Consider the following 20,234-nt stretch of genomic DNA (forward strand, 5'->3'; position numbering starts at 1 on the left):
GTTTGCGCCAGCATAGTAAGCTTTCTCATCCGCGGGGGGCAAGTGAAATAATGGGGTGGCATTTTTAAGTTAATTTCAGCAATAAAAGCGAGACAAAAGTCTTCATGAAAGCCTCCGCCGTCATGGCCGGAGGCTTATATTGCTGCGGTCAGTTAAAAGTCGTAGCCCACGGTGGCCATGACGCTGCGCTCTGCTCCCCAGTAGCAGTTGCCGGTGCCGTAGCAGCCGGAAATATACTCGCGGTCGCCGATATTGTTGGCGTTAACCTGCACATAAGCGCCTTTCAGCGTTGGCGACCAGACACCGAGGTCGGCCCGCATCATGGCATCCATCAGCGTGACCGACGGCAGCCGCGCGGTGTTGGCATCATCCGCCCACTGTTTGCCGATGTAGCGGACGCCAGCGCCCACCGAGATCCCCGCCGGGAACTGATAGCGCGCCCAGAAGGAGGCCATCTGATCCGGGGTCAGCTGCGGCGTGTTGTTATCGGTACCGTCCCTGGTGTCCTGGAAGCGCAGACGATTCCAGGTATACGAGGCGATAGTACTCAGCTGCGGGGTGATCTGGTGGTGTGCTTCCAGCTCAACGCCCTGGGAATGGACCTTACCCGCCGGAATATAGGTGGCGGTGGCGATGTTCGGGTCGCGGGTGGCGACATCCTTTTGCGTCAGGTCGTAAATTGCAATGCTATAGAGGTCGCGGCTGCCCGGCGGCTGGAACTTCAGACCGGCTTCGACCTGCTCGGCGGTGGTCGGTTTCAGCGGTTTGCCGTCCGCGCCCGGCAGCATCGCCGGGGTGATCGCCTGGCTGTAGCTCAGATAAGGCGAAAGGCCATTATCCAGGGCGTACAACAGCGAGGCGCGGCCGCTGATATGGTCGTCTGAACGGCGGTTTGAGGTGCCGAAGGTATCGCTGACCTGCTGGGAAACGATGCGGTCGTAGCGTGCGGAAACATCCACATGCCAGCGGTTCCAGACCATCTCATCCTGCAGATACAGCCCGGTCTGGTAGTAGCGGCGATGATTGTCGTCGCTGTAGGTGACGGTATGCCCGGTCTGCGCGGTATAGCCGGTAAACGGGTTTAGCGGCGCCGCACCGCCGGCGCCGGTCCACAGATCGTTGCGGAAGCGATGATATTCGGCGCCGAGGATCAGGGTATGCGCCAGGTCGCCAGTATTGAAATCGGCGCGCAGGCGGTTATCGGTCGACCAGCCGTCCAGCGAACCGCGCGAACCGCTGTAGCCGCGGGTCAGCGTGTCGCTGTCATCTATCCAGCCGACCTGGTAGACCTGATCGAGGGAGACGTTGGTGTGGGTGTAGCTCCCGGCGGAATAGACCGACCAGACGTCGGTGAACTGGTGGTCAAACTCATAGCTGTAGATCTGCTGGCGGCGCTGATAGCCATCTCCCGGATCGCCCTCGTTGGTGCTGGGGGAGAGCTTACGACCATTATGCGCGTAGCGGGTGCCATCCAGCGGCAAAGAGCCGTGGTAGCCGCCGGAAGGATCTTTTTGCAGATAGGCGCGCAGCAGCAGCGAGGTGTCGCTGTCCGGCTGCCATAGCAGGGAAGGCGAAATCGCGTAGCGCTCTTCGCGGGTCTGGTCATACTGCGTGTCGCTGCTGCGGGTCATCCCGATCAGCCGCCATGCCCACTGCTCGTTGATGGCGTCGGTGTAATCGAAGGCCGCGCCTTTGGTATTTTGCGTACCGCCGGTCAGGCGGACGTGGCCCTGCTGGCTAAACTGCGGGCGTTTGGAGGTCAGGTTGACCACGCCGCCCGGCACGCTCTGCCCGTAGAGCGCGGAGGAGGGGCCGCGGATCACATCGACGCGTTCGATAAACCACGGGTCGATTTGCACAACGTTATGACTGCCGCCGTCGCTCATCAGGCGCATACCGTCGAGGAACAGGTTATCGACGTCGCCGCCGTGGTAGCCGCGCAGGGAGATAGCGTCGAACCGGGTCGCGCCGCCGCCGAAGCTGGAGTAGACCCCCGGGGTATATTCCAGCGCCTGGCTGATGGTATTCGCCCCCTGGTCCGCCATCTGCTGGCGGGTGACCACCGACACCGACTGGGCGGTGGTGATTAACGGCTGGTCGGTTTTCGTCGCCCCGAGCGAAGTGCTTGCGCTGTAGCCTTCAGTCGGCGCGCTGGCGGACGCCGGCGGGCTGGCAGTGACCACCACGGTCTCTTCAGCTTGCGCGGTGAGGGGAAGGGCGACCACGAGGGCGTACAGCAGCCTCGGGCGTTTTCGGGAAATAGCCACGTTCATAAGATCATCCTGAACCAACGCGGTCTGGTACTCCTGTACGCCGCCGCGGGAAAAACGAATCTGTCATTGTTCGTTAAAAAGTAATGCGAATTATTATTGTTTGTATTTATGTGATCAAGCGAAAGGTGACCGGTTCAGGGCGATGGGGGGAGTGACGTGCTTCCCGCGGGCCGCAGAGCGGGGCTGCACGGGGACGTTGTCAGCTGGGAGATAACTCCCCCTACTGATTTTGGTAGGGGGAGAGACGGGCCGGAAAAGCGTCAGGCGCCGGTTTTTTGCGCTGCCGCCGGTGCGGGGTCGTTGGCGGCTGGCTTGCTCTGCGCGGAAGGGGCCGCCGCCGGGCGCGTGGCGGGCAGGGCATCGCAGGGTTTCTCCTGCGGGCAGATCAGATCCAGCATCTTCAGGGTGACACCGTTGGTCCAGCCAAAGCCATCCTGTAGCGGATATTCGCCACCGCCGCCGCCGGTCCCGGTCGAGCTTACGTCATACTTCTCCACCAGCTTTTGCTTGCTGTCATAGGTATGCTGAACGTTGCTCAGGAAGCGCCAGCTGACCTCCATGGCGATCTTTTGTTGGCCGTAGTTTTGCAGGCCCTCGACCGCCACCCACTGCAGCGGCGCCCAGCCGTTCGGGGCGTCCCACTGCTGGCCGCTGTTGACGGTGGTGGTGGTCAGCCCGCCGGGTTTGAGCAGCCGCGACTCAGCGGCGGCGGCCACTTTCGTCGCCCGCTCGCGTGACGCCGCATTGACGTACAGCGGGAACAGCGCCGCCGCGGTCAGCTGATTGCGCACCTTGTGGGTTTTCAGATCGTAATCGGCGTACCATCCCTCTTTATCATTCCACAGATATTTCTCGATGGCCTGCTGGCGGGCATTAGCCAGCGCATCGTACTGCGTAGCGCCGGCGCTGTCCCCGGATACCTTGCTGGCGCGGGCGAGGGTTTTCTCCAGATGGAACATCAGGGCATTGAGATCGACCGGGACAATCGAGGTGGTGCGAATGGTGGCGAGCTGCTGCGGATTATCCATCCAGCGGGAGCTGAAATCCCAGCCGGAGGCGGCGGCGGAGCGCAGGTCGCGATAGATCTCGGTTGCCGGACGATTCGGGTTGCTTTTGGCGGTTTTGACGTCGTCAAGCCAGGACTCGGGGCGCGGGGTGTCGTTATCGTCCCAGTAGCGGTTGAGCAGCGCGCCGTCCGCCATCCGCACCGCCCGTTTGTCAGCGCTGCCGGGGGCCAGCGCGTCCGCTCCGGCCATCCAGTAGCGATACTCCTTCTCCAGCTGCGGCTGGTAGGTTTTCAGTACCTGGTCGCCATCGTGCGTCGCCAGCAGGCTCACCATAAAGGAGAAGAAGGGGGGCTGCGAACGGCTGAGGTAATAGGTGCGGTTGCCGTTGGGGATATGGCCCCAGGTGTCAATTTCCGCGGCGAAGTTGGCGACCATATCTTCGACTTTATCCCAGTGACCGCTTTCGGCAAGACCCAGCATGGTGAAATAGCTGTCCCAGTAATAGACTTCGCGAAAGCGTCCTCCGGGGACCACGTAGGGCTTAGGCAGCGGCAGCAGCGAGTCCCATTTTTCCACCTCGACGGTGCTGCGGGTCAGGACCGGCCACAGGCCATCGATATGTTGACGCAGGGTTTGCCCTTTAGGCGGCACATAGGTGTCATTTTCTTTCGGCAGCGTGAAGTTCAGCTCGACGAAGTGGCGCAGGTCAAAGCTGGCCTGGTTTTTCTGCATCCGGTAATCAGCAAGGATCATCAGCGGATCGCTGTTAGGGATCGCGTCGGCGAAGGTTTTTTGATCGGCAAAGAGCTTCGCACTCTGGACATCATTGAACAACGGGCCCAGCAGAATATCCGGCGAGGGGGGCGGCGCGGTTTTGCCGTCTTCCGCCTGGACATTCAGGCTCATCAGGGCGAGCAGGGCGCCGCCGATCGCCAGGCGCAGGGTACAGGGCAAAGCAGCGGGACGATGTGCATCAGTACTCGTCATGGGGAGTTCTCCTTATCATTATCGACTGCGGGCCACGACGTTTGGCCATCCAGAAACCTTAGACGAATATCTGCCGCTGCGCGTGTCAGGGGTAACATTTTGCGCGAAAACAGAGGATTTACCTGCCAGGTTTTCTGATATAACCACCAGCAAAGCGGTTTGGTTTACAGGCAAGCCAACGCGCCCGGGAGCCAGTCATGAATCGACGTCAATTTCTGCTGTTTAGCGCCGCTGCGCTGTCTGCGGTGCGGGGCGCGGCGGCCACTGCTCCGGTGCTGACGCTGCCGCTGTGGCCGGATCAACCGCCGGGGGGAGGCGGGCCGGGGGGCGAGGCTCGGTTATCCGCCCGCGGCGCGCTGAGCCATATCCCTCGTCCTGTGCTGACGGTCTGGCAACCCGCCCGGGCCACTGGCCACGGAGTGCTGGTGGCGGCCGGCGGCGGATACCAGCGGATCGAGATGGGCAGTGAGGCCTGGCCTGCGGCGCACTGGCTGACGGCGCACGGCTATACCGCCTATGTCCTGAGCTACCGCTTGCCGGGGGAGGGCTGGCAGGCCGGTGCGCTGGCGCCGCTGCAGGATGCGCAGCGGGCCCTGCGGCTGATCAGCGCCCGGGAATCGCAGGTCAGCGTGCTCGGTTTTTCGGCGGGGGGACATCTGCTGGGGATGGCCGCCTGTCGGCCGGCGTTTACCAGCTACCCGCCGGAGGATGCGCTGGACCACCAGCCCGCCACCGCCGACGGCGCCGCGCTGATCTATCCGGTGATCACGCTCCTGCCGCCCTGGAGCCATACGGCGACCCATCGTCTGCTGGTGGGGCCGCAGGCGAGCGAGGCGGCCGACCGCGCCTGGTCGGTACAAACCTGGGTGACAACGGCCACACCGCCCTGTTTTCTGGTACAGGCGCAGGACGATCCGATTTCCGATCCGCACAATACGCTGTTGATGGCTAACGCCTGCCGCCAGCATCAGGTTCCTGTGCAGCTTTTCCGCTATACCCGCGGTGGCCATGGCTTTGGTATGGGGCGCCCGGGAACGCCGACGACCGCCTGGCCCACGGCCTATGCCGCCTGGCTGAAGGCGCTGGCGTCCACGATGGCGCAAAAATCGTAGCGCTGCCTCACGACGGTGCAACCGCAGCCGGGCGCGGGCGGCTGTTCTGGCGATTTTTTGCACAATCAGACGGCGGGTCAGAACAGATTTGCACAACGCCGCGGCGGTAGATGACCTGGCATAATTAATGCTTATCTCTTACCGGGATTACCACAAAGTGAGTACAACCGGAGGGGATAGCCATGATTAAAATTACGCTACCTGACGGGCATTATTATGACGAGATGCTGACCGCGCAGGGTGAACAGCGGCCGCACTATAATGCCTGGTGGCAATGGTTTCGCAACACCGATCAATTCTCTATCCGGCAGAAAAAAGCGCAAGCGGAACTGCTTTTTCACCGTATCGGCATCACCTTTAACGTGTACGGCGAGGATGAGGGAACCGAGCGGCTGATCCCGTTTGATAGCGTGCCGCGGATCATACCCGCCGGGGAGTGGCAGCGCATTGACCGCGGCATTCGCCAGCGGGTGAAAGCGCTCAACGCCTTCCTCTATGACATCTATCATGAGCAGAATATTCTGCGCGCGGGGCTGATCCCGGCCGAGCAGGTGCTGGCCAACGAGCAGTATCAGCCATGCATGCAGGGCATCAACCTGCCAAACAACACCTATGCCCATATCACCGGCGTCGATATGGTGCGCAATAACGACGGTCAATACTACGTGCTGGAGGATAACCTGCGTACGCCGTCCGGCGTCTCCTACATGCTCGAAAACCGTAAGATGATGATGCGCCTCTATCCGGAGATGTTCGAGCAGCATCACATTGCGCCAGTGGAGCGTTACCCGAGCTACCTCCTGCAGACCCTGCGCGAAAGCTCGCTGGTGGATGACCCTTGCGTCGTGGTGATGACCCCGGGGCGCTTCAACAGCGCCTACTTTGAGCACAGCTTCCTGGCGCAGCAGATGGGGGTCGAGCTGGTGGAGAGCGCCGACCTGTTCATTAAGAACGGCGCGGTGTATATGCGGACCACCGAGGGGCCGCGGCGAGTGGATGTGATTTATCGCCGCATCGACGACGCCTGGCTCGACCCGCTGGCCTTCCGCGCCGATTCCATGCTCGGCGTACCGGGGCTGCTGTCAGTCTATCGCGCCGGCGGCGTGGTGCTGGCCAACGCTATCGGCACCGGCGTCGCCGACGACAAATCAATCTACCCGTACGTTCCGGAGATGATCCGCTTTTACCTCGGCGAACAGCCGATCCTCAGCAATATCCCCACCTGGCAGTGCCGGAAAGCAGAGGACCTGCGCTATGTGCTGAGTAACCTTGAGCTGATGGTGGTCAAGGAGGTCCATGGCGCCGGGGGTTACGGCATGCTGGTTGGCCCGCGTTCGACTAAAGAGGAGCGAGAGGCCTTCCGCCAGCGCCTGCTGGCCAATCCGGCCAACTATATCGCCCAGGACACCCTCGCGCTGTCGACCTGCCCCACCTTCGTTGATGAAGGTCTGTCGCCGCGACATATCGATTTACGGCCCTACGTGCTGTCCGGGCAGGAGATGCGGCTGGTGCCCGGCGGCCTGACCCGCGTGGCGCTGACCGAAGGGTCGCTGGTGGTCAATTCGTCGCAGGGCGGCGGAACCAAGGATACCTGGGTGATGGAGGATGACGCATCATGCTAAGTCGTACGGCGAGTGAATTGTTCTGGATGGCCCGCTATCTCGAGCGGGCGGAAAGCTACGCCCGGGTACTGGACGTGACCTGGAAATTATCGATGATCCCCCGGCACAGCCAGCAGTCGCGGGATCTGGCGCTGCCGCTGAATTTGTCGATGACCCACGAGCTGTTTCAGGCGCGCCACGCCCGCTTTACCATGAGCAACCTGCTCAACTTCTTTGCCCTCGATGGCAACAACCCCTGCAGTATTTACAGCTGCGTGGAGATGGCGTGGAACAATGCGCACGCGGTGCGCGGCAGTCTGTCGGCCGAGGTGTGGGAGAGCATCAACGCCACCCGAATCGAGCTGCGAACCCTGCGCCAGCAGGGGCTGGGCGAACTCGGCAGCGACGGCTTTTTCGAGTGGGTGAAAGAGCGGGTGCATCTGTTTCGCGGGGCGGTGATTGGCACGCTGCTGCGCAACGACGCGCTGAGCTTTATCGGCATCGGCACGCTGATAGAGCGCGCCTTCGCCACCACCCAGCTGCTGCTGATTAAGGATCAACAACTGACCAACGACCCGGATCCGGTGCGGGAATACTATCGACTGGATACCTTGCTCAATGCGGTCAGCGCCCGCGAAGCCTACAACAGCCTCTATCGCCAGCCAGTCAGTCGCGAAACGGTGATGGAGCTGCTGATCCTGCGTAACGATATTCCGCGTTCGCTGCGCGCCAGCATTGCCGATCTGGTCGGCGAGCTGGAGAAGATCGCCAACGATCGCTCCTATCAACCGCTGCGCCTGGCCCATCAGCTCAACGTTGACCTGCGCTTCAGCACCCGCGACGACCTGGCGCAGGCGGACCTGCAGACCACCCTTAACGGCCTGCTGGCGAGAATTAACGCGCTGTCCGACAGCATCAGACAAACCTATCTGGAGGCCTTATGAAACTGGTCATCGATCATCTCACCCGCTATGGCTACGATGAAGAAGTGAAGTTTTCCACCCAGTATCTGCGCCTGACGCCGCGCAGTACCGGCCGGCAGACCATCACCGCCTGGACGCTGACCCTGCCGGACGGGGCGGCGGTGACCACTACCGACGGCTGGGGCAATGTGCTGCATGTGCTGACGCTGGATAACCCGCACAAGGAAATCACTATCCGCGCCAGCGGGATTGTCGATATCGCCGACGAAGGGGAAGAGACGCGTGATGAAGAGGCCGAGCTGCTGTCGCCGCTGGTTTTTCTGCGCTGTACGCCGTTAACCCGCGCCGATACGGCGATCCGTGAGTTTGCCCAGCGCCTCTATCGTCCCGATGCGGTGGAAGAAAGTCTGAATCAACTGATGGCGGATCTGCTGTTAAGAATGCCATACTCCCCCGGCGCGACCCAGGTGCAGGACTCCGCCGCCGACGCCTTCGCCCGCGCGAAGGGGGTGTGCCAGGATCATACCCATGTTTTTCTGGCCTGCTGCCGCGCGCTGGAGATCCCGGCGCGCTACGTCAGCGGCTATGTTTACAGCGATAACGCTCAGCATGTGGCGATGCACGCCTGGGCGGAAGTCTGGCTCGACGGCCGCTGGCTGTCGTTTGATATCACCAATAATACCCGTCGCCTGAATCAGCATTTGCGGCTGGCGACCGGGCTGGATTATCTCGACGCCTGCCCGGTACGGGGCACCCGGCTGGGCGGCGGCGGGGAGATTATGTTAACCAACGCTGAAGTGCGCGAACACAGCCAGCAGGCGCAGCAGCAATAATACGGGAAAAACCGCAATGACCTACTGTGTGGCCATGTGCCTGGCGGATGGACTGGTGTTTGCTTCCGACTCCCGCACCAACGCGGGCGTCGACCATATTGCCACTTTTAAAAAGCTGCACGTTTTCCATCAGGAGGGGGAACGGGTACTGGTGCTGCAATCCGCTGGCAACCTGGCCACCACCCAGAGCGTGATAAGCCTGCTCAGCGCGCGCATCCGTACCCAGCAGGAGCCGAATCTGATGCAGGTCACCTCCCTCTACGACGCCGCGATGCTGATCGGTAAAACGCTGCTGGAGGTGATCCAGCGCGACAGCAGCAACCAGCAGAACTGCAGTAACACCAACTTCAACTGCAACCTGCTGCTTGGCGGCCAGATCGCCGGCGAAACCCATCGTCTGTTCCATATTTATCCGGAGGGCAACTTTATTGAAGCCACCCGCGACACACCTTATTTCCAGATCGGCGAAAGCAAGTACGGCAAGCCGATCATCGATCGGGTGCTGACCATCGATACGCCGCTGGAGCAGGCGATGTGCTGCGCGTTGATCTCCATTGACTCGACGCTGCGCAGTAATCTGTCCGTCGGCCTGCCGCTGGATACGCTGCTCTACCGCAGCGGCAGCCTGAGCAGTGCCGGGCAGCATCGCATCACCGACAGCGATCCCTACTTCAACCGCATCCGCAAGGCGTGGTCCGAAGGGCTGTTGCACACCTTCCAGACGCTGCCGACCTGGACCCCAGCGGAGCGGGAAGAGGAGTAGCCCTGGAACACGAGCTCGCCCGGAGCCCGGCCACACGGATGATGACCGGCTCCCTTCGCCCTTAGCGCGTCTCCGCCAGCCGCTCGCCGCTGGCGGCATCAAACAGATGCAGGTTTTCGCGGCGGAGAGTCAGCCCCAGCGTCTGCTGCTCCGCGACCGCCACCCTGCCGGCAACCTGCACATGCACCGGAAAACCCTGCCAGTCGAGATGCAGCAGGGTGGATTCCCCCGTCACCTCCATGATGTTTACCGTTGCCGGCGCGCCATGCGCATCCGGCAGAATATCCTGCGGGCGCAGACCGACAATCAGCGGGGCATCGCCCTGCTGCGCCACGGCCTGATGCCAGCGTTCGGCCAGCGGAAACCACAGCGCGCCGCAGGCGACGCCGGGCTGGCCGTCGCGCACGGCGCGCTGGCCGGGCAGGAGATTCATCGGCGGGGAGCCGATAAAGCGGGCGACGAAGGTATTGCAGGGCTGGTCGTAAATGGCCAGCGGCGCCCCCTGCTGGACGATCTGCCCGTCGCGCATCACCACAATCTGATCGGCCAGAGTCATCGCCTCCACCTGGTCATGGGTGACATAGATCATGGTGGTATTGATGCGCTGGTGAAGGGATTTGATCTCCGCGCGCAGCTCCATCCGCAGCTGGGCGTCAAGGTTCGACAGCGGCTCATCGAACAGGAAAACCTGGGGGTTTCTGACCATGGCCCGGCCCATCGCCACCCGCTGGCGCTGGCCGCCGGAGAGCGCTCGCGGATAGCGAGCCAGCAGTTTATCAATCCCCAGCAGGCTGGCGACCTGCTGCACTTTGCTTTTCTGTAACTGCTTATCCACCTTTTTGACCTGCATATGAAAGGCGAGATTTTCCGCCACCGTCAGGTGGGGGTAGAGCGCGTAGCTCTGAAAGACCATCGCCACATCGCGGTCGGCCGGATCCAGATCGTTGACCGGCCGCTTGTTCATCAGAATGGTGCCGCCGGAAAGCGTTTCGAGACCGGCCAGCAGGCGCAGCAGGGTCGACTTGCCGCAGCCGGAAGGGCCCACCAGTACGGTAAAGCTGCCGTCGGGGATGGTGAGGTCCAGCGGCTGGAGCACCGTCTGTTTGCCGTAGCGCTTGGCGACATCGATCAGTTCAACACTGGCCATCGGTGGCCTCCTCAAGGTGATGTTGCAGGGTATGCCAGTCGGGATAGCGGCGCGGGGAGGTGCCGATCGCCTGCGCGGCGACGGTATTTCCCCAGCGCAGCGCGGCTGCCGCAGGTTTACCGCTCAGCAGCGCGGCAAGGAATCCTGCGTTAAAGCTGTCGCCAGCGCCGATGGTATCGATCACGGTGACTGGCCGGGTCGGCGCATGGTGATGGCCGTCGGTCGTCCAGCAGTCCGCGCCGTCGGCGCCGCGCTTTACCACGCACCCGCCGCGGCCGCTGAGCCGTGCCGCCAGGGCTGCGGCGGCTTCGGCGAGGGTCGGGTGGCCGGCCAGCTGCAGGGTTTCAACGTCGTTGAGCAACAGCCAGTCGCAGTCGCCCAGCCAGCGGTCGACCTCATGACGCAGCGGGTCGCTCCAGCCCTGAGGCGGCCAGCCGGTATCGACGGCAAGGGTAAAACCGCGCTGGCGGAGCGTGGCGAGCAGCTGCGGATAGTCGGATAGCAGCCCGGTACAGAGAAAGGTACCGCAGAGCAACACGATATCGCCCTCGCCAGCGGCGGCCGGCAGCTGGCTCAACACATCCCCGGCGGTCAGGCGGGTAATATGTCCGTGGTTGCTGAGGAAGGAGCGCTCTTTGTTGGGATGGGTGATCGCCACCGTCAGCGAAGTTTCACAGGGATACTGCGGCCAGCGTGCGCTGCCGCCGGGAAACTGTGCCGCCAGCCACGGAGTAAACGCGTCGTCGCCCTGACAGCCGACTGTGCAGTGCGGAAGCTGCATGGCGGCGGCGGCCAGCGCGCAGTTGCCGGCAGAGCCGCCGGGCCGCAGAGCGCTGTGCTCGAGCATCATCTCAGTCCCCTGGGCAGGCCAGTGGGTCAGGGTTCCCATCACTAAATCAATATTGTAATTGCCCACGATATAGAGCACAGGTGTCCTGGTGTTATCCATAGTTATCCTTTACTTCCCCCGTTAGTGAGGCCGCTGACCAGCGTTTTTTGCAGCCAGATAGCAATCAACAGCGGAGGGACTGAAGCCAGTATGCCGACCGCCGCCACCAGCCCGTCATCGGTGGCGCGGCCGGCGGTGAAGCCGGCGATGGTCACCGGCAGCGTTTGGGCGGCGAGGTTGCTGGTGAACAGTAGCGCATAGAAAAACTCGTCCCACGCCAGCAGCCAGCCGAACAGCGCGGCGGCGCCAAGCATCGGTTTCGCCAGCGGTAGAGTAATGCGCAGCAGGACCTGCCAGATGCGCAGACCGTCAAGCCGGGCCGCCTGCTCGATATCCTGCGGCAGGGTATCGAACTGGTTTTTGACCATCCACGTCAGAAACGGCACGATCAGCGAGCAGTAGACCAGCACCAGCCCGCTGCGGGTGTTGAGCAGGCCAAAGTGTTCAAGAATAAAATAGAGCGGCAGCACAAAGGCCACGGGCGGCACCATATAGATGCCGAGGCCGGCGTACAGCCAGCCGTCGCGGCCGGGATAACGCGAAAAGCTGAAGGCGGCGGGGATCGCCAGCAACAACGACACCAGCGTCGCCCCGGCGGCCACCAGCAGGCTGTTGCCCAGCGCGGGAAGAAACAGCGCCCCGGGTTCGCCAGGGGCCAGCGACAGCAGATGGCCATAGCGGCTGAAGTCCCACTGCCGCGGGAGCCACTCCAGCGGGACGCGGGTGAGGTCCGCGGTGGTGCTGACGCTCATCAAAAACAGCCACAGCATCGGGGCGAGGATCGAGATCGCCACCGCCAGCGCCGCCAGGTAACGCAGTACGATGTACCCTTTACGCTTCATCATCAACACTCCGGCGCCGCTGACGCAGCAGCAAAAACAGATACAGGGCGATCAGTACGGCGCACATCAGGCTCATCAGCATGGCGTAGGCCGCGCCGCTGCCGGCGCGCAGATAGCTGAATGACTCCTGATAGACAAAAAAGCTCAGCGTTTTGGTGCTGTCCAGCGGGCCGCCGCGGGTCATAACATAGATAATGTCGAACACTTTGAAGGCATCGATGGTGCGTAGCACCAGCGCGACGCCAAGAGGGCCCACAATGGCCGGAAAGGTAATGGCGCGAAAACGCCGCCAGGCGGAGGCGCCGTCGAGCCGCGCCGCCTCGTACAGATCGTCGGGGACGGACTGCAGCGCGGCCAGCACCAGCAGAGTGACCAGCGGGTAGTTTTTCCAGATATCCGCCAGCATCACCGCGTGCAGCGCAGAATCCGGCGAGCCCAGCCAGCTGCGATAGCTGTCAATCAGCCCCAGCTGGCTGAGCAGAGCATTAACGCTGCCGTAGTCGGGATTAAAGTTAAGCCGCCACATCATGGCGTTGACGATAGTTGGCAACGCCCACGGCAGGATCACCAGCACCCGCAGGACATTTCGCCCGACAAAACGCTGATTCAACAACAGCGCCACCAGTACGCCGATCGCCCCCTCAATCGCCACCGAGACCACGGTGAAATAGAGCGTTCGCGCGAAGGCCGCACGAAAGTCCGGGTCGGTCAGGGCATAAAGATAATTATCCAGCCAGACGTAGTGGGTCGCCTCGCCGCTTCCCGCCAGCGCGGTATCGGTAAAACTCAGCCACAGCGTGCGCGCCAGCGGCCATGCGGTGAGGATAAACATCGCGATAAGCATGGGCGCTAACAGCACCCATGCCTGACGATGCTCGCGTCGTTGCAGACTCAGCATCATGCCTCCTTAACGCAGACGGGCCGCGCTGGTGTCGACCGCCTTGAGGGCGACGTCGGGCGTGGCTTTACCCTGCAGTACCGACTGAAGCTGCTGTTGCAGGGTGTTTGACAGGCGCGAGTAATCTGCCGTTTCGGGACGAGAGAGCATCACGTTCAACGACTTGTCGGCGGCGGCGATCAGGCTCTCCTGGCCTTTGGCAACGGCAGGATCCTGGTACGAGGCTTTCCACACCGGCAAGCTCAGTTTGGCATACTTGTCCTGTACCGGCTGGGAGGTCAGATAGTGAATATACTGCCAGGCCTCTTCCGGATGCTGACTGGCTTTGGCGATGCCCAGCCCCATAGAACCGTTGACGGCGCCGGGTTTATCCGGGGTATCGCCTGGGGCGGGGACAATGCCAACATCACCTGCGACTTTACTCTGTTTCGGATCGTTGGCCATGTTGTACATATAGGTCCAGTTGAGCGCAAAGGCGGCGTCGCCATTGGAGAAAGCCTTACGCACATCCTCCTCAAGATATTCACGTGATGCCGGGTTGCTCAGCCCCTGATCGAGCGAGGTTTTCATCAGCGTGACCGCTTTCAGCGAGGCGGGCGTCGAAAAATCGAGCTTGCCGTTCTGGTAGAAGCTCCCGCCGAAGCCGGAGACGAGGGTGGTGTAATCGCAGACCAGCGCTTCCGCTTGCGACCAGCTCCAGACCAGAGGATATTTAACAATCCCTTTGTCCTTAAGCACTTTGGCGTCGTCCATTACCTGCTGCCAGCTGGCAGGCGGCGTTTTGATCCCCGCTTTGTCCAGCATGGCTTTGTTGTAATACAGATATTTGGTGTCGAGGATCCACGGCATGCCGAGGGTTTTGCCTTGATACACCACGGTATTCATCGCCCCGGGGAAAATCTTCTCGCGCTCGTCGGCGGCAATCCGTGAGGAGACATCCTGCAGCAGATCGAAGCGGCTAAACTCCGCCGGCCAGATCGCGTCGAACAGCACCACGTCGTAGCCGTTACCCCCTGCGCCGCGGGCGGCGACGATCTTGTCGTGCAGCGCTTCATAGGGGACGAATTCGAGATTGACCTTCACGTCAGGGTGTTGCTTTTCGAAGTCACTGGTCATCGCGCGAATGTCGTTTTCGCTATAGGCCGCCTGGGTCATGAACAGGGCATTAATCTGGGTCGCTGCGCTGACGCTCCCGCTGATAACGAGCATCGCCAGCAGACAGGCGTTGACCCGTAGTGCGCTGTGGTATTTCATCTTTGCTCTCCGCTGTGCTGTACTGAAAGGGGTTATGATTTATTAAATCAATTTGATTGATTTAATCAGGGCGACAATATCGGCGACATCTCCCGAGGGGCCCCAGCACTAAGCGTAGCAAAGGGTATGCCATCGCGAAGACCCGCCTGCGCGGGTCGTTGTCAGATCTGTGATGCCGGCTAAAATTTCACCAGTCCAGCCTGGAAGGGAAACGATGAAAACATCAGGTACAAACCTTGAACATGCCCGGGTGCATAACCGCCGGGTGATCATTGAGGCGGTGCGTTTACATGGCGAGCTGACCCGCGCCGAGCTGGCGCGGCTGACCGCGCTGACCCCGCAGACCGTGTCGAATATTGTGGCGGAGCTGGAGCAGATGGATCTCCTGACCAGCCACCAACCGCGGCGCGCCAGCGGCCGTGGACAGCCAGCGGTGCCGGTGAGCCTCAATCCCGCCAGCGCCTGGTCAATTGGCATCCATCTTGATCATCAGACGCTGATTGTGGTGCTGGTGGATCTGGCCGGCGAGGTCCATTTTCGCCGACTCATTCTGGTGCAAAAGCCCCAGCCTGGTGCGACCTTTGCCCGCCTCGCTGAGGTGCTGAATGAGATCCGTGCGCTGCCGACGCTGGACTGGTCGCGGGTGCTGGGGATGGGGGTCGTGATGCCGGGGCCCTTTGGCGTGGAAGGGATCTCGTCGACGGGGCCCACGACGCTCAACGGCTGGGAAGGGGTCGATGTAGCGGCGGAGCTCGGGCGACTCAGCGGCCTGCCGGTGACTCTCGAAAACGACGCCACGGTGGCCGCCATTGGCGAACGCTTTCACGGCGTGGCGCGGCAGCTCAACTCTTTTGTCTATCTCTATATTGGCACCGGTCTGGGCGCCGGTATTTTTACCGATGGTCATGTGTATACCGGCCATGCCCATAACGCCGGTGAGGTCGGGCATATTGTGGTCGCGCCGAACGGTCGCCCTTGCTATTGCGGGAATGAGGGATGCCTTGAGCGCTATGTTTCGCTGCAGGCGGCCTATGAGTTTTGCGGCCTCGACCCCTATCGCGCGCTGCCGGAAGATCTGCTGTCGGTGGACGCTGCGCTTTTCGACCAGTGGATCACCAGCATCCTGGCGCCGTTGCGTCAGGCGATCAATTTGCTGGAGTGCGTCTTCGATGCCGAGACGGTGGTGGTGGGCGGTATGATGCCCGCCCCCTTGCTGGAGAAAGTGCTGGCGCGGCTGCCGCCGCTGTATCAGTCTGTGCGCGGGCGTTACCTGCCGGCGCAGCGTGTCAAAATGGGGATGACCGGCACCGATACCGCCGCGCTGGGCGCCGCTGCGCTGCCAATCTTTGATGAATTTAATCCGCAGTTTCAGGTGTTGATGAAAGCGGTGAATACAAACGCGCTTTTTGGCAAAGCTAAGTAAATTAAATACTTTGTTATTTAACGTGTTATCTCACATCTTCGGAGGGAATGAGGCAACACGGCAAGGTATCGGAAGTGATGGAAAAGAAGACGGCTGTCTATGTGGATGATCAACAGCGCATCCTGATCCGCCAGCTGGCGTGCAGCTGGCTGTGGCGCAGCGAGCTGCCGACATGGCTGCTGATTGTGACGGTTTACGGCGGCTGGTTTGCCTGCGTGGCGGGCTGGCAGACGCTGGGTTTGATGCCGGCCACGCTGCTGCTGATCTGGTTTACCACCTGGTATATGTCCTTACAGCACGAGCTTATCCATGGGCATCCCACCCGGCTGGCATGGTTTAACCAGCTGTTGGGGACGCTGCCGCTGGCGGTCTGGTATCCCTATGGCATCTACCGCGACAGCCACCTGGCGCACCATCGCAACCATCTGCTGACGCACCCCGAGGACGACCCCGAATCGTACTATGTGACGGCGGAAAGCTGGCAGCGCTTCTCAGCCTGGCAGCGCCGTCTTATCCACCTGCGCAACACCTTCTGGGGGCGTCTGCTGCTGGCGCCGCTGATGGATATTATTCACACCCTGAACCGCGCGCTGCGGGCTTTCCGCGAGGGTGACCGCCGCGCTATCGCCATGTGGAGTCTGCATCTGTTGCTGCTGACGGGCCTGCTGACCTGGATGGCGGCGCAGGGTTTTTCCCCACTGTGGTTTGTGCTGGCGGTGAGCTACCCGGCGCTGGCCCTGACCAAAGTGCGCTCTTTTCTCGAACACCGCGCCGCGGATGACCCGCTGGCCCGCTCGGTGATCAACGAGGCCGGGCTCCCCTGGCGGGTGCTGTTCCTCAATCTCAACTACCATGCGGTGCATCATGACCTGCCAGGGGTCCCCTGGTACGCTTTACGTCAGCTGTATCTGCATCGCCAGACGGCTTATCTGCAGCGTAATCAGGGGTTCCTGGTGCGTGGGTACGGCGAGTGGCGACGCCATTTTGGCCGCCGGGCGGTGGCGGTGAACGCCCATCCGGGCTTTGGCGAGCAGGCGCAAGCGGGAGGAGAACATGGCTGAACGCATGACCTTTCCGATGTATGCCATCCACCGTCAACAGACCCAGGCCCTGTGGCAGGCGGTGCAGTCGCTGCTGGCCGAACGCGGCGTGACCGTGACGGGAGATCCTCCGACGGCTGACCCCGAGGATCTGCTGGACCACTGGCGCCAGCCGACGCTGTTGCTGAGCCAGACCTGCGGCTACCCGCTGGTGACCCAGCTGCCGGAGGTGCAGACGGTGGGCTGTTTCCACTACGCCGCGCCCGGTTGTGAAGGGCGCCGCTACCGCAGCCTGTTGGTGGCCCGCGAAGCGGATAGTCATCGGATGCTGGGGGACTTTTTTGGCTGTCGGGCCGCGTGCAATGCCGAGCACTCGCAGTCCGGCTACAACGTGCTGCGTAAAATGGTCGCGCCGCTCTCCCGGGAGGGGCGATTTTTTTCGGCGGTGGTGTTCAGCGGCAGCCATCGGCAGTCGCTGCGCGAGCTGCAGCAGGAAAACGCCGATATCGCCGCCATCGACTGCGTGACCTACGCGCTGCTGCAGCGCCATCAGCCGCAGGCCCTGGCAGGCCTGGTGGCGATCGGCTGGAGCCCGGCCGCGCCAGGGCTGCCGCTGATCACCGCCGGCGCCACTCCGGCGGCGACGCTGAATAGCCTGCGCGAGGCGCTCCAGCAGTTAGTGAGCGATGCGCGCTATCGTCCCCTGTGCGATGCCTTGCTGATCTGCGGCTATAGCGATATGCCGCGGGAGGCCTATGCGCCGCTGCTGGCGTGGCGGGATGAGGCCGCGGCGCTGGGAGTCAGCCAGCTATAGGTAAAATGCCCCGGCCAGCGGTCTGTGCCGGGGCGGGCCACGTCGGGCTACGGCGCGGTGAAGCGGTTTTCCACCGCGGGCAGACCAAGCTTTTCACGCAGGGTGCCGGGCGGGTAGCGATCGCGCATGACGCCGTTACGCTGCAGAATCGGCACCACCTGGTCAACAAAGCGGTCAAAGTCTCCCGGCAGCAGCGGGAACATCAGGTTGAACCCATCGGCGGCGCCCGCCTGCCAGGTCTCCGTTAAGGCGGCGGCAATCTCCTCGGCGCTGCCCAGCAGCAGCCAGCTATCGGAACTCTGTAATAACAATTTCCCCAACTCCAGCAGGGTGAGCCGCGGATCGTACTGGCGGATAAGCTTCAGCGCCGTGCGGATGCCATCAAAGCTCTCTTCATCGGGGAGCGGCGGCAGGGGTTGGTCCCGTGGCAGGGTGCTGAGATCCATCCGAAGATAAGAGGAGAGCAGGTCGATAGCCATCTGGTCGCTCATCAGCTGCTCGTTAAGCTGCTGGCGGGCCGCCTTTTCCTCGCTGGAGTTCACCACCACCGGCAGGACCCCGGCGATAATTTTGAAATGGGCCGGATCGCGCCCGTGCTGGCGCAGCCGCTGGTTCATCTCTTCGCGATAGGCCAGCCCTTCGGCGATCGAGTGAATAAACACGAAGTGCATATCAGACCAGGCGGCGGCCAGCGCTTTTCCCGCCTCTGAAGAGCCGGCCTGCACCAGCAGCGGATGGCCCTGCGGCGGGCGAGGGACGTTGAGCGGGCCGCGCACGCGAAAGTACTCGCCCTGATAGTCGAGGTGATGCACCTTGCCGGCATCGGCGAATACTCCGTGCGCTTTATCGAAGATCGCCGCGCCATCTTCCCAGGAATCCCACAGGCGAGTGACCACGTCGATGAATTCACTGGCCCGCTGGTAGCGGGTGCCGTGGCGGGGAAGCTGATCCAGACCGAAGTTTGCCGCCTCTTCTTCCAGCCACGACGTCACCACATTCCAGCTGGCCCGGCCATTGCTGAGGAAATCCAGCGAGGCAAAGTAGCGCGCCAGGTTATAGGGTTCGTTATAGGAGGTCGACGCGGTGGCCATCAGACCGATATGCTCCGTCACCGCGGCGAGGGCGGAGAGCAGCGTCAGGGGTTCAAGCCGGGCGTTGGCATAGTGGGTCAGGCCGCTGGGCACCGTATCCCACACCGCGATATGGTCGGCGACAAAGATAGCGTCGAGGGTCGCCGTTTCGGCCTTGCGCGCCAGACTGGCGTAATAGTTGAGGGTAAATATTTCCGCTTCTGGTGCGTCAGGGTGACGCCAGGAGAAACGGTAATCCCCCTGCGGGTTATAAAAGAACAGGTTCAGGATCATGTGTCGGGTAGACATAGCGTGGACTCGCGGCTGAACGCCATCCGTGGCGGGGTGACGGTCAGTGTTGGGTGAGGTTGGCATTAACCCATTGCTCGGCGACGGCTGCCGGATCTTTATGCTGGAGATCCACCTGCTGGTTGAGGGCAATCAGCGTGGCATTGTCCAGCTTGCCGGAAACCTCATTGAGCACGGCGCTGATCTCCGGCGTCAGACTGGCTTTGCGCACCAGCGGCACCACGTTCTGACTCGGTTGTTCATGTTTATCATCCTCGAGGACCACCCATTTCTCCTTCGCCAGGTTGCCCTGGGTGGAGACGACCGTCGCGACGTCGATTTTGCCCGAATTGAGCGCCAGCCGGGTCAGCGGCCCGCCCATGTCCAGCGATTTCACCGCTTTGAACTCAAGTCCATAGACGCGCTTCAGCCCCGGCAGGCCCAGGGCGCGTACCGCCAGCTCCGGTGGTCCGCCGATCACCAACTGCGGGGCGACGGGCTTCAGGTCGGAGAGGGTGCGCAGATGGTATTTCTCCGCGGTCTCGGCACGTACCGCCCAGGCGGTGATCGAGGTGGCCGGGGCCGGGTTCAACAGGGTGAAATCGGCGGGCAGGGCCTGGGCCAGCTCAGCGCTAACGGCCTGCTGGCTGGTGGCCTCGGTCTTGCCGTTATAGAAATTGAGCAGGGCGCCAAGATATTCCGGAACGATATCGATCTCACCGCTCTGCAGCGCCGGAATAATAATTTCCCGGTTGCCAAGGTTGAGACGGGTGTTGGCCTCGATATGATTTTTCTTTAACGCGCTGGCGTAAATGTTGGCGAGAATGGAGCTTTCGGTAAAATTGGCCCCGCCCACCGTGACGCTGGCGGCAAAGGTGCTAACGCTCAGGCTGAAGAGCCCGGCGGCCAGCAGCGAGAGACGAAATCGACGGGCGGTGACGGCCTTGCCAAATAATTGCTTCATAATACCTCTTTTATTTTCAGGTTAATCAGCCCCAGGCGCTGGGGTC

At 62.0% G+C, this 20,234-nt stretch carries 17 protein-coding genes; 8 read left to right on the forward strand and 9 right to left on the reverse strand.

What is annotated here, in order from left to right:
• Nucleotides 1-152: 152 nt before the first annotated feature.
• Both CW267_RS03000 and CW267_RS03005 read right to left on the reverse strand, forming a co-directional pair.
• Complete coding sequence (locus CW267_RS03000; RefSeq protein ID WP_100780966.1) at nt 153-2,273, reverse strand: TonB-dependent siderophore receptor; 2,121 nt, start codon at nt 2,271-2,273, stop codon at nt 153-155.
• A gap of 260 nt (nt 2,274-2,533) precedes the next feature.
• Nucleotides 2,534-4,267 (reverse strand): alpha,alpha-trehalase, encoded by a 1,734-nt coding sequence (locus CW267_RS03005; RefSeq protein ID WP_080783047.1) that lies wholly within the window; start codon nt 4,265-4,267, stop codon nt 2,534-2,536.
• Nucleotides 4,268-4,464: 197 nt separating this feature from the next.
• Between CW267_RS03005 and CW267_RS03015 the strand changes: the two genes are divergently transcribed.
• The 5 genes from CW267_RS03015 to CW267_RS03035 all read left to right on the forward strand — a co-directional run bounded on the left by CW267_RS03015 (nt 4,465) and on the right by CW267_RS03035 (nt 9,499).
• Nucleotides 4,465-5,379, forward strand: a complete 915-nt coding sequence (locus CW267_RS03015) for an alpha/beta hydrolase (RefSeq protein ID WP_100780965.1) — start codon at nt 4,465-4,467, stop codon at nt 5,377-5,379.
• 182 nt (nt 5,380-5,561) lie between these two features.
• The gene (locus CW267_RS03020) at nt 5,562-7,001 is read left to right on the forward strand and encodes a circularly permuted type 2 ATP-grasp protein (protein ID WP_004180417.1); all 1,440 of its coding nucleotides are present in this window, start codon (nt 5,562-5,564) and stop codon (nt 6,999-7,001) included.
• The gene (locus tag CW267_RS03025; protein WP_002910835.1) at nt 6,995-7,924 is read left to right on the forward strand and encodes an alpha-E domain-containing protein; all 930 of its coding nucleotides are present in this window, start codon (nt 6,995-6,997) and stop codon (nt 7,922-7,924) included. Before CW267_RS03020 ends, CW267_RS03025 begins: the two co-directional genes overlap by 7 nt.
• The gene (locus tag CW267_RS03030; protein WP_100780964.1) at nt 7,921-8,736 is read left to right on the forward strand and encodes a transglutaminase family protein; all 816 of its coding nucleotides are present in this window, start codon (nt 7,921-7,923) and stop codon (nt 8,734-8,736) included. Before CW267_RS03025 ends, CW267_RS03030 begins: the two co-directional genes overlap by 4 nt.
• A 16-nt stretch (nt 8,737-8,752) precedes the next feature.
• Nucleotides 8,753-9,499 carry a proteasome-type protease gene (locus CW267_RS03035; protein WP_008804320.1) on the forward strand — a complete coding sequence of 249 codons (747 nt, stop codon included), beginning with the start codon at nt 8,753-8,755 and terminating at the stop codon, nt 9,497-9,499.
• Nucleotides 9,500-9,560: 61 nt separating this feature from the next.
• Here CW267_RS03035 and CW267_RS03040 read toward each other — a convergent pair whose 3' ends face one another.
• From CW267_RS03040 to CW267_RS03060, 5 genes are read right to left on the reverse strand one after another with little or no spacing between them, the layout of a single operon-like run.
• A complete protein-coding gene (locus CW267_RS03040) occupies nt 9,561-10,646 on the reverse strand; it encodes an ABC transporter ATP-binding protein (RefSeq protein ID WP_100780963.1) in 1,086 nt (361 codons plus the stop codon).
• Nucleotides 10,633-11,595 carry a carbohydrate kinase family protein gene (locus CW267_RS03045; protein ID WP_032733257.1) on the reverse strand — a complete coding sequence of 321 codons (963 nt, stop codon included), beginning with the start codon at nt 11,593-11,595 and terminating at the stop codon, nt 10,633-10,635. Before CW267_RS03045 ends, CW267_RS03040 begins: the two co-directional genes overlap by 14 nt.
• Nucleotides 11,596-11,597: 2 nt before the next feature.
• Nucleotides 11,598-12,437 (reverse strand): carbohydrate ABC transporter permease, encoded by an 840-nt coding sequence (locus CW267_RS03050; RefSeq protein WP_032738925.1) that lies wholly within the window; start codon nt 12,435-12,437, stop codon nt 11,598-11,600.
• Nucleotides 12,427-13,335, reverse strand: a complete 909-nt coding sequence (locus CW267_RS03055; protein WP_012541290.1) for a carbohydrate ABC transporter permease — start codon at nt 13,333-13,335, stop codon at nt 12,427-12,429. Before CW267_RS03055 ends, CW267_RS03050 begins: the two co-directional genes overlap by 11 nt.
• Before the next feature lie 9 nt (nt 13,336-13,344).
• Nucleotides 13,345-14,589: an extracellular solute-binding protein gene (locus CW267_RS03060; protein WP_008804325.1), complete on the reverse strand. Its 1,245-nt coding sequence runs from the start codon at nt 14,587-14,589 to the stop codon at nt 13,345-13,347.
• A 214-nt stretch (nt 14,590-14,803) separates the two neighbouring features.
• Here CW267_RS03060 and CW267_RS03065 point away from each other — a divergent pair, with 214 nt between their 5' ends.
• The 3 genes from CW267_RS03065 to CW267_RS03075 all read left to right on the forward strand — a co-directional run bounded on the left by CW267_RS03065 (nt 14,804) and on the right by CW267_RS03075 (nt 17,866).
• Nucleotides 14,804-16,012, forward strand: a complete 1,209-nt coding sequence (locus CW267_RS03065) for an ROK family transcriptional regulator (RefSeq protein WP_008804326.1) — start codon at nt 14,804-14,806, stop codon at nt 16,010-16,012.
• 74 nt (nt 16,013-16,086) lie between these two features.
• The gene (locus tag CW267_RS03070; RefSeq protein ID WP_032735951.1) at nt 16,087-17,073 is read left to right on the forward strand and encodes a fatty acid desaturase; all 987 of its coding nucleotides are present in this window, start codon (nt 16,087-16,089) and stop codon (nt 17,071-17,073) included.
• Complete coding sequence (locus CW267_RS03075; protein ID WP_032735950.1) at nt 17,066-17,866, forward strand: phosphate/phosphite/phosphonate ABC transporter substrate-binding protein; 801 nt, start codon at nt 17,066-17,068, stop codon at nt 17,864-17,866. The genes CW267_RS03070 and CW267_RS03075 overlap by 8 nt, the downstream gene beginning before the upstream one ends.
• A gap of 47 nt (nt 17,867-17,913) precedes the next feature.
• On the opposite strand, the gene CW267_RS03080 is transcribed toward CW267_RS03075, so the two are convergent.
• Both CW267_RS03080 and CW267_RS03085 read right to left on the reverse strand, forming a co-directional pair.
• Complete coding sequence (locus CW267_RS03080; protein WP_310942124.1) at nt 17,914-19,311, reverse strand: NtaA/DmoA family FMN-dependent monooxygenase; 1,398 nt, start codon at nt 19,309-19,311, stop codon at nt 17,914-17,916.
• Complete coding sequence (locus CW267_RS03085) at nt 19,289-20,188, reverse strand: ABC transporter substrate-binding protein (RefSeq protein ID WP_012541295.1); 900 nt, start codon at nt 20,186-20,188, stop codon at nt 19,289-19,291. Before CW267_RS03085 ends, CW267_RS03080 begins: the two co-directional genes overlap by 23 nt.
• Between the last annotated feature and the right edge of the window lie 46 nt (nt 20,189-20,234).

Source organism: Klebsiella sp. X1-16S-Nf21, from assembly GCF_002837615.1.
GTDB classification, from domain to species: domain Bacteria; phylum Pseudomonadota; class Gammaproteobacteria; order Enterobacterales; family Enterobacteriaceae; genus Klebsiella; species Klebsiella variicola.

Excerpts from the sequence above, each read along its gene's own strand:
- CW267_RS03000 (WP_100780966.1), bottom strand. The coding sequence starts at position 2,273 with ATGAACGTGGCTATTTCCCGAAAACGCCCGAGGCTGCTGTACGCCCTC.
- CW267_RS03005 (WP_080783047.1), bottom strand. The coding sequence starts at position 4,267 with ATGACGAGTACTGATGCACATCGTCCCGCTGCTTTGCCCTGTACCCTG.
- CW267_RS03015 (WP_100780965.1), top strand. The coding sequence starts at position 4,465 with ATGAATCGACGTCAATTTCTGCTGTTTAGCGCCGCTGCGCTGTCTGCG.
- CW267_RS03020 (WP_004180417.1), top strand. The coding sequence starts at position 5,562 with ATGATTAAAATTACGCTACCTGACGGGCATTATTATGACGAGATGCTG.
- CW267_RS03025 (WP_002910835.1), top strand. The coding sequence starts at position 6,995 with ATGCTAAGTCGTACGGCGAGTGAATTGTTCTGGATGGCCCGCTATCTC.
- CW267_RS03030 (WP_100780964.1), top strand. The coding sequence starts at position 7,921 with ATGAAACTGGTCATCGATCATCTCACCCGCTATGGCTACGATGAAGAA.
- CW267_RS03035 (WP_008804320.1), top strand. The coding sequence starts at position 8,753 with ATGACCTACTGTGTGGCCATGTGCCTGGCGGATGGACTGGTGTTTGCT.
- CW267_RS03040 (WP_100780963.1), bottom strand. The coding sequence starts at position 10,646 with ATGGCCAGTGTTGAACTGATCGATGTCGCCAAGCGCTACGGCAAACAG.
- CW267_RS03045 (WP_032733257.1), bottom strand. The coding sequence starts at position 11,595 with ATGGATAACACCAGGACACCTGTGCTCTATATCGTGGGCAATTACAAT.
- CW267_RS03050 (WP_032738925.1), bottom strand. The coding sequence starts at position 12,437 with ATGAAGCGTAAAGGGTACATCGTACTGCGTTACCTGGCGGCGCTGGCG.
- CW267_RS03055 (WP_012541290.1), bottom strand. The coding sequence starts at position 13,335 with ATGCTGAGTCTGCAACGACGCGAGCATCGTCAGGCATGGGTGCTGTTA.
- CW267_RS03060 (WP_008804325.1), bottom strand. The coding sequence starts at position 14,589 with ATGAAATACCACAGCGCACTACGGGTCAACGCCTGTCTGCTGGCGATG.
- CW267_RS03065 (WP_008804326.1), top strand. The coding sequence starts at position 14,804 with ATGAAAACATCAGGTACAAACCTTGAACATGCCCGGGTGCATAACCGC.
- CW267_RS03075 (WP_032735950.1), top strand. The coding sequence starts at position 17,066 with ATGGCTGAACGCATGACCTTTCCGATGTATGCCATCCACCGTCAACAG.
- CW267_RS03080 (WP_310942124.1), bottom strand. The coding sequence starts at position 19,311 with ATGCCAACCTCACCCAACACTGACCGTCACCCCGCCACGGATGGCGTT.
- CW267_RS03085 (WP_012541295.1), bottom strand. The coding sequence starts at position 20,188 with ATGAAGCAATTATTTGGCAAGGCCGTCACCGCCCGTCGATTTCGTCTC.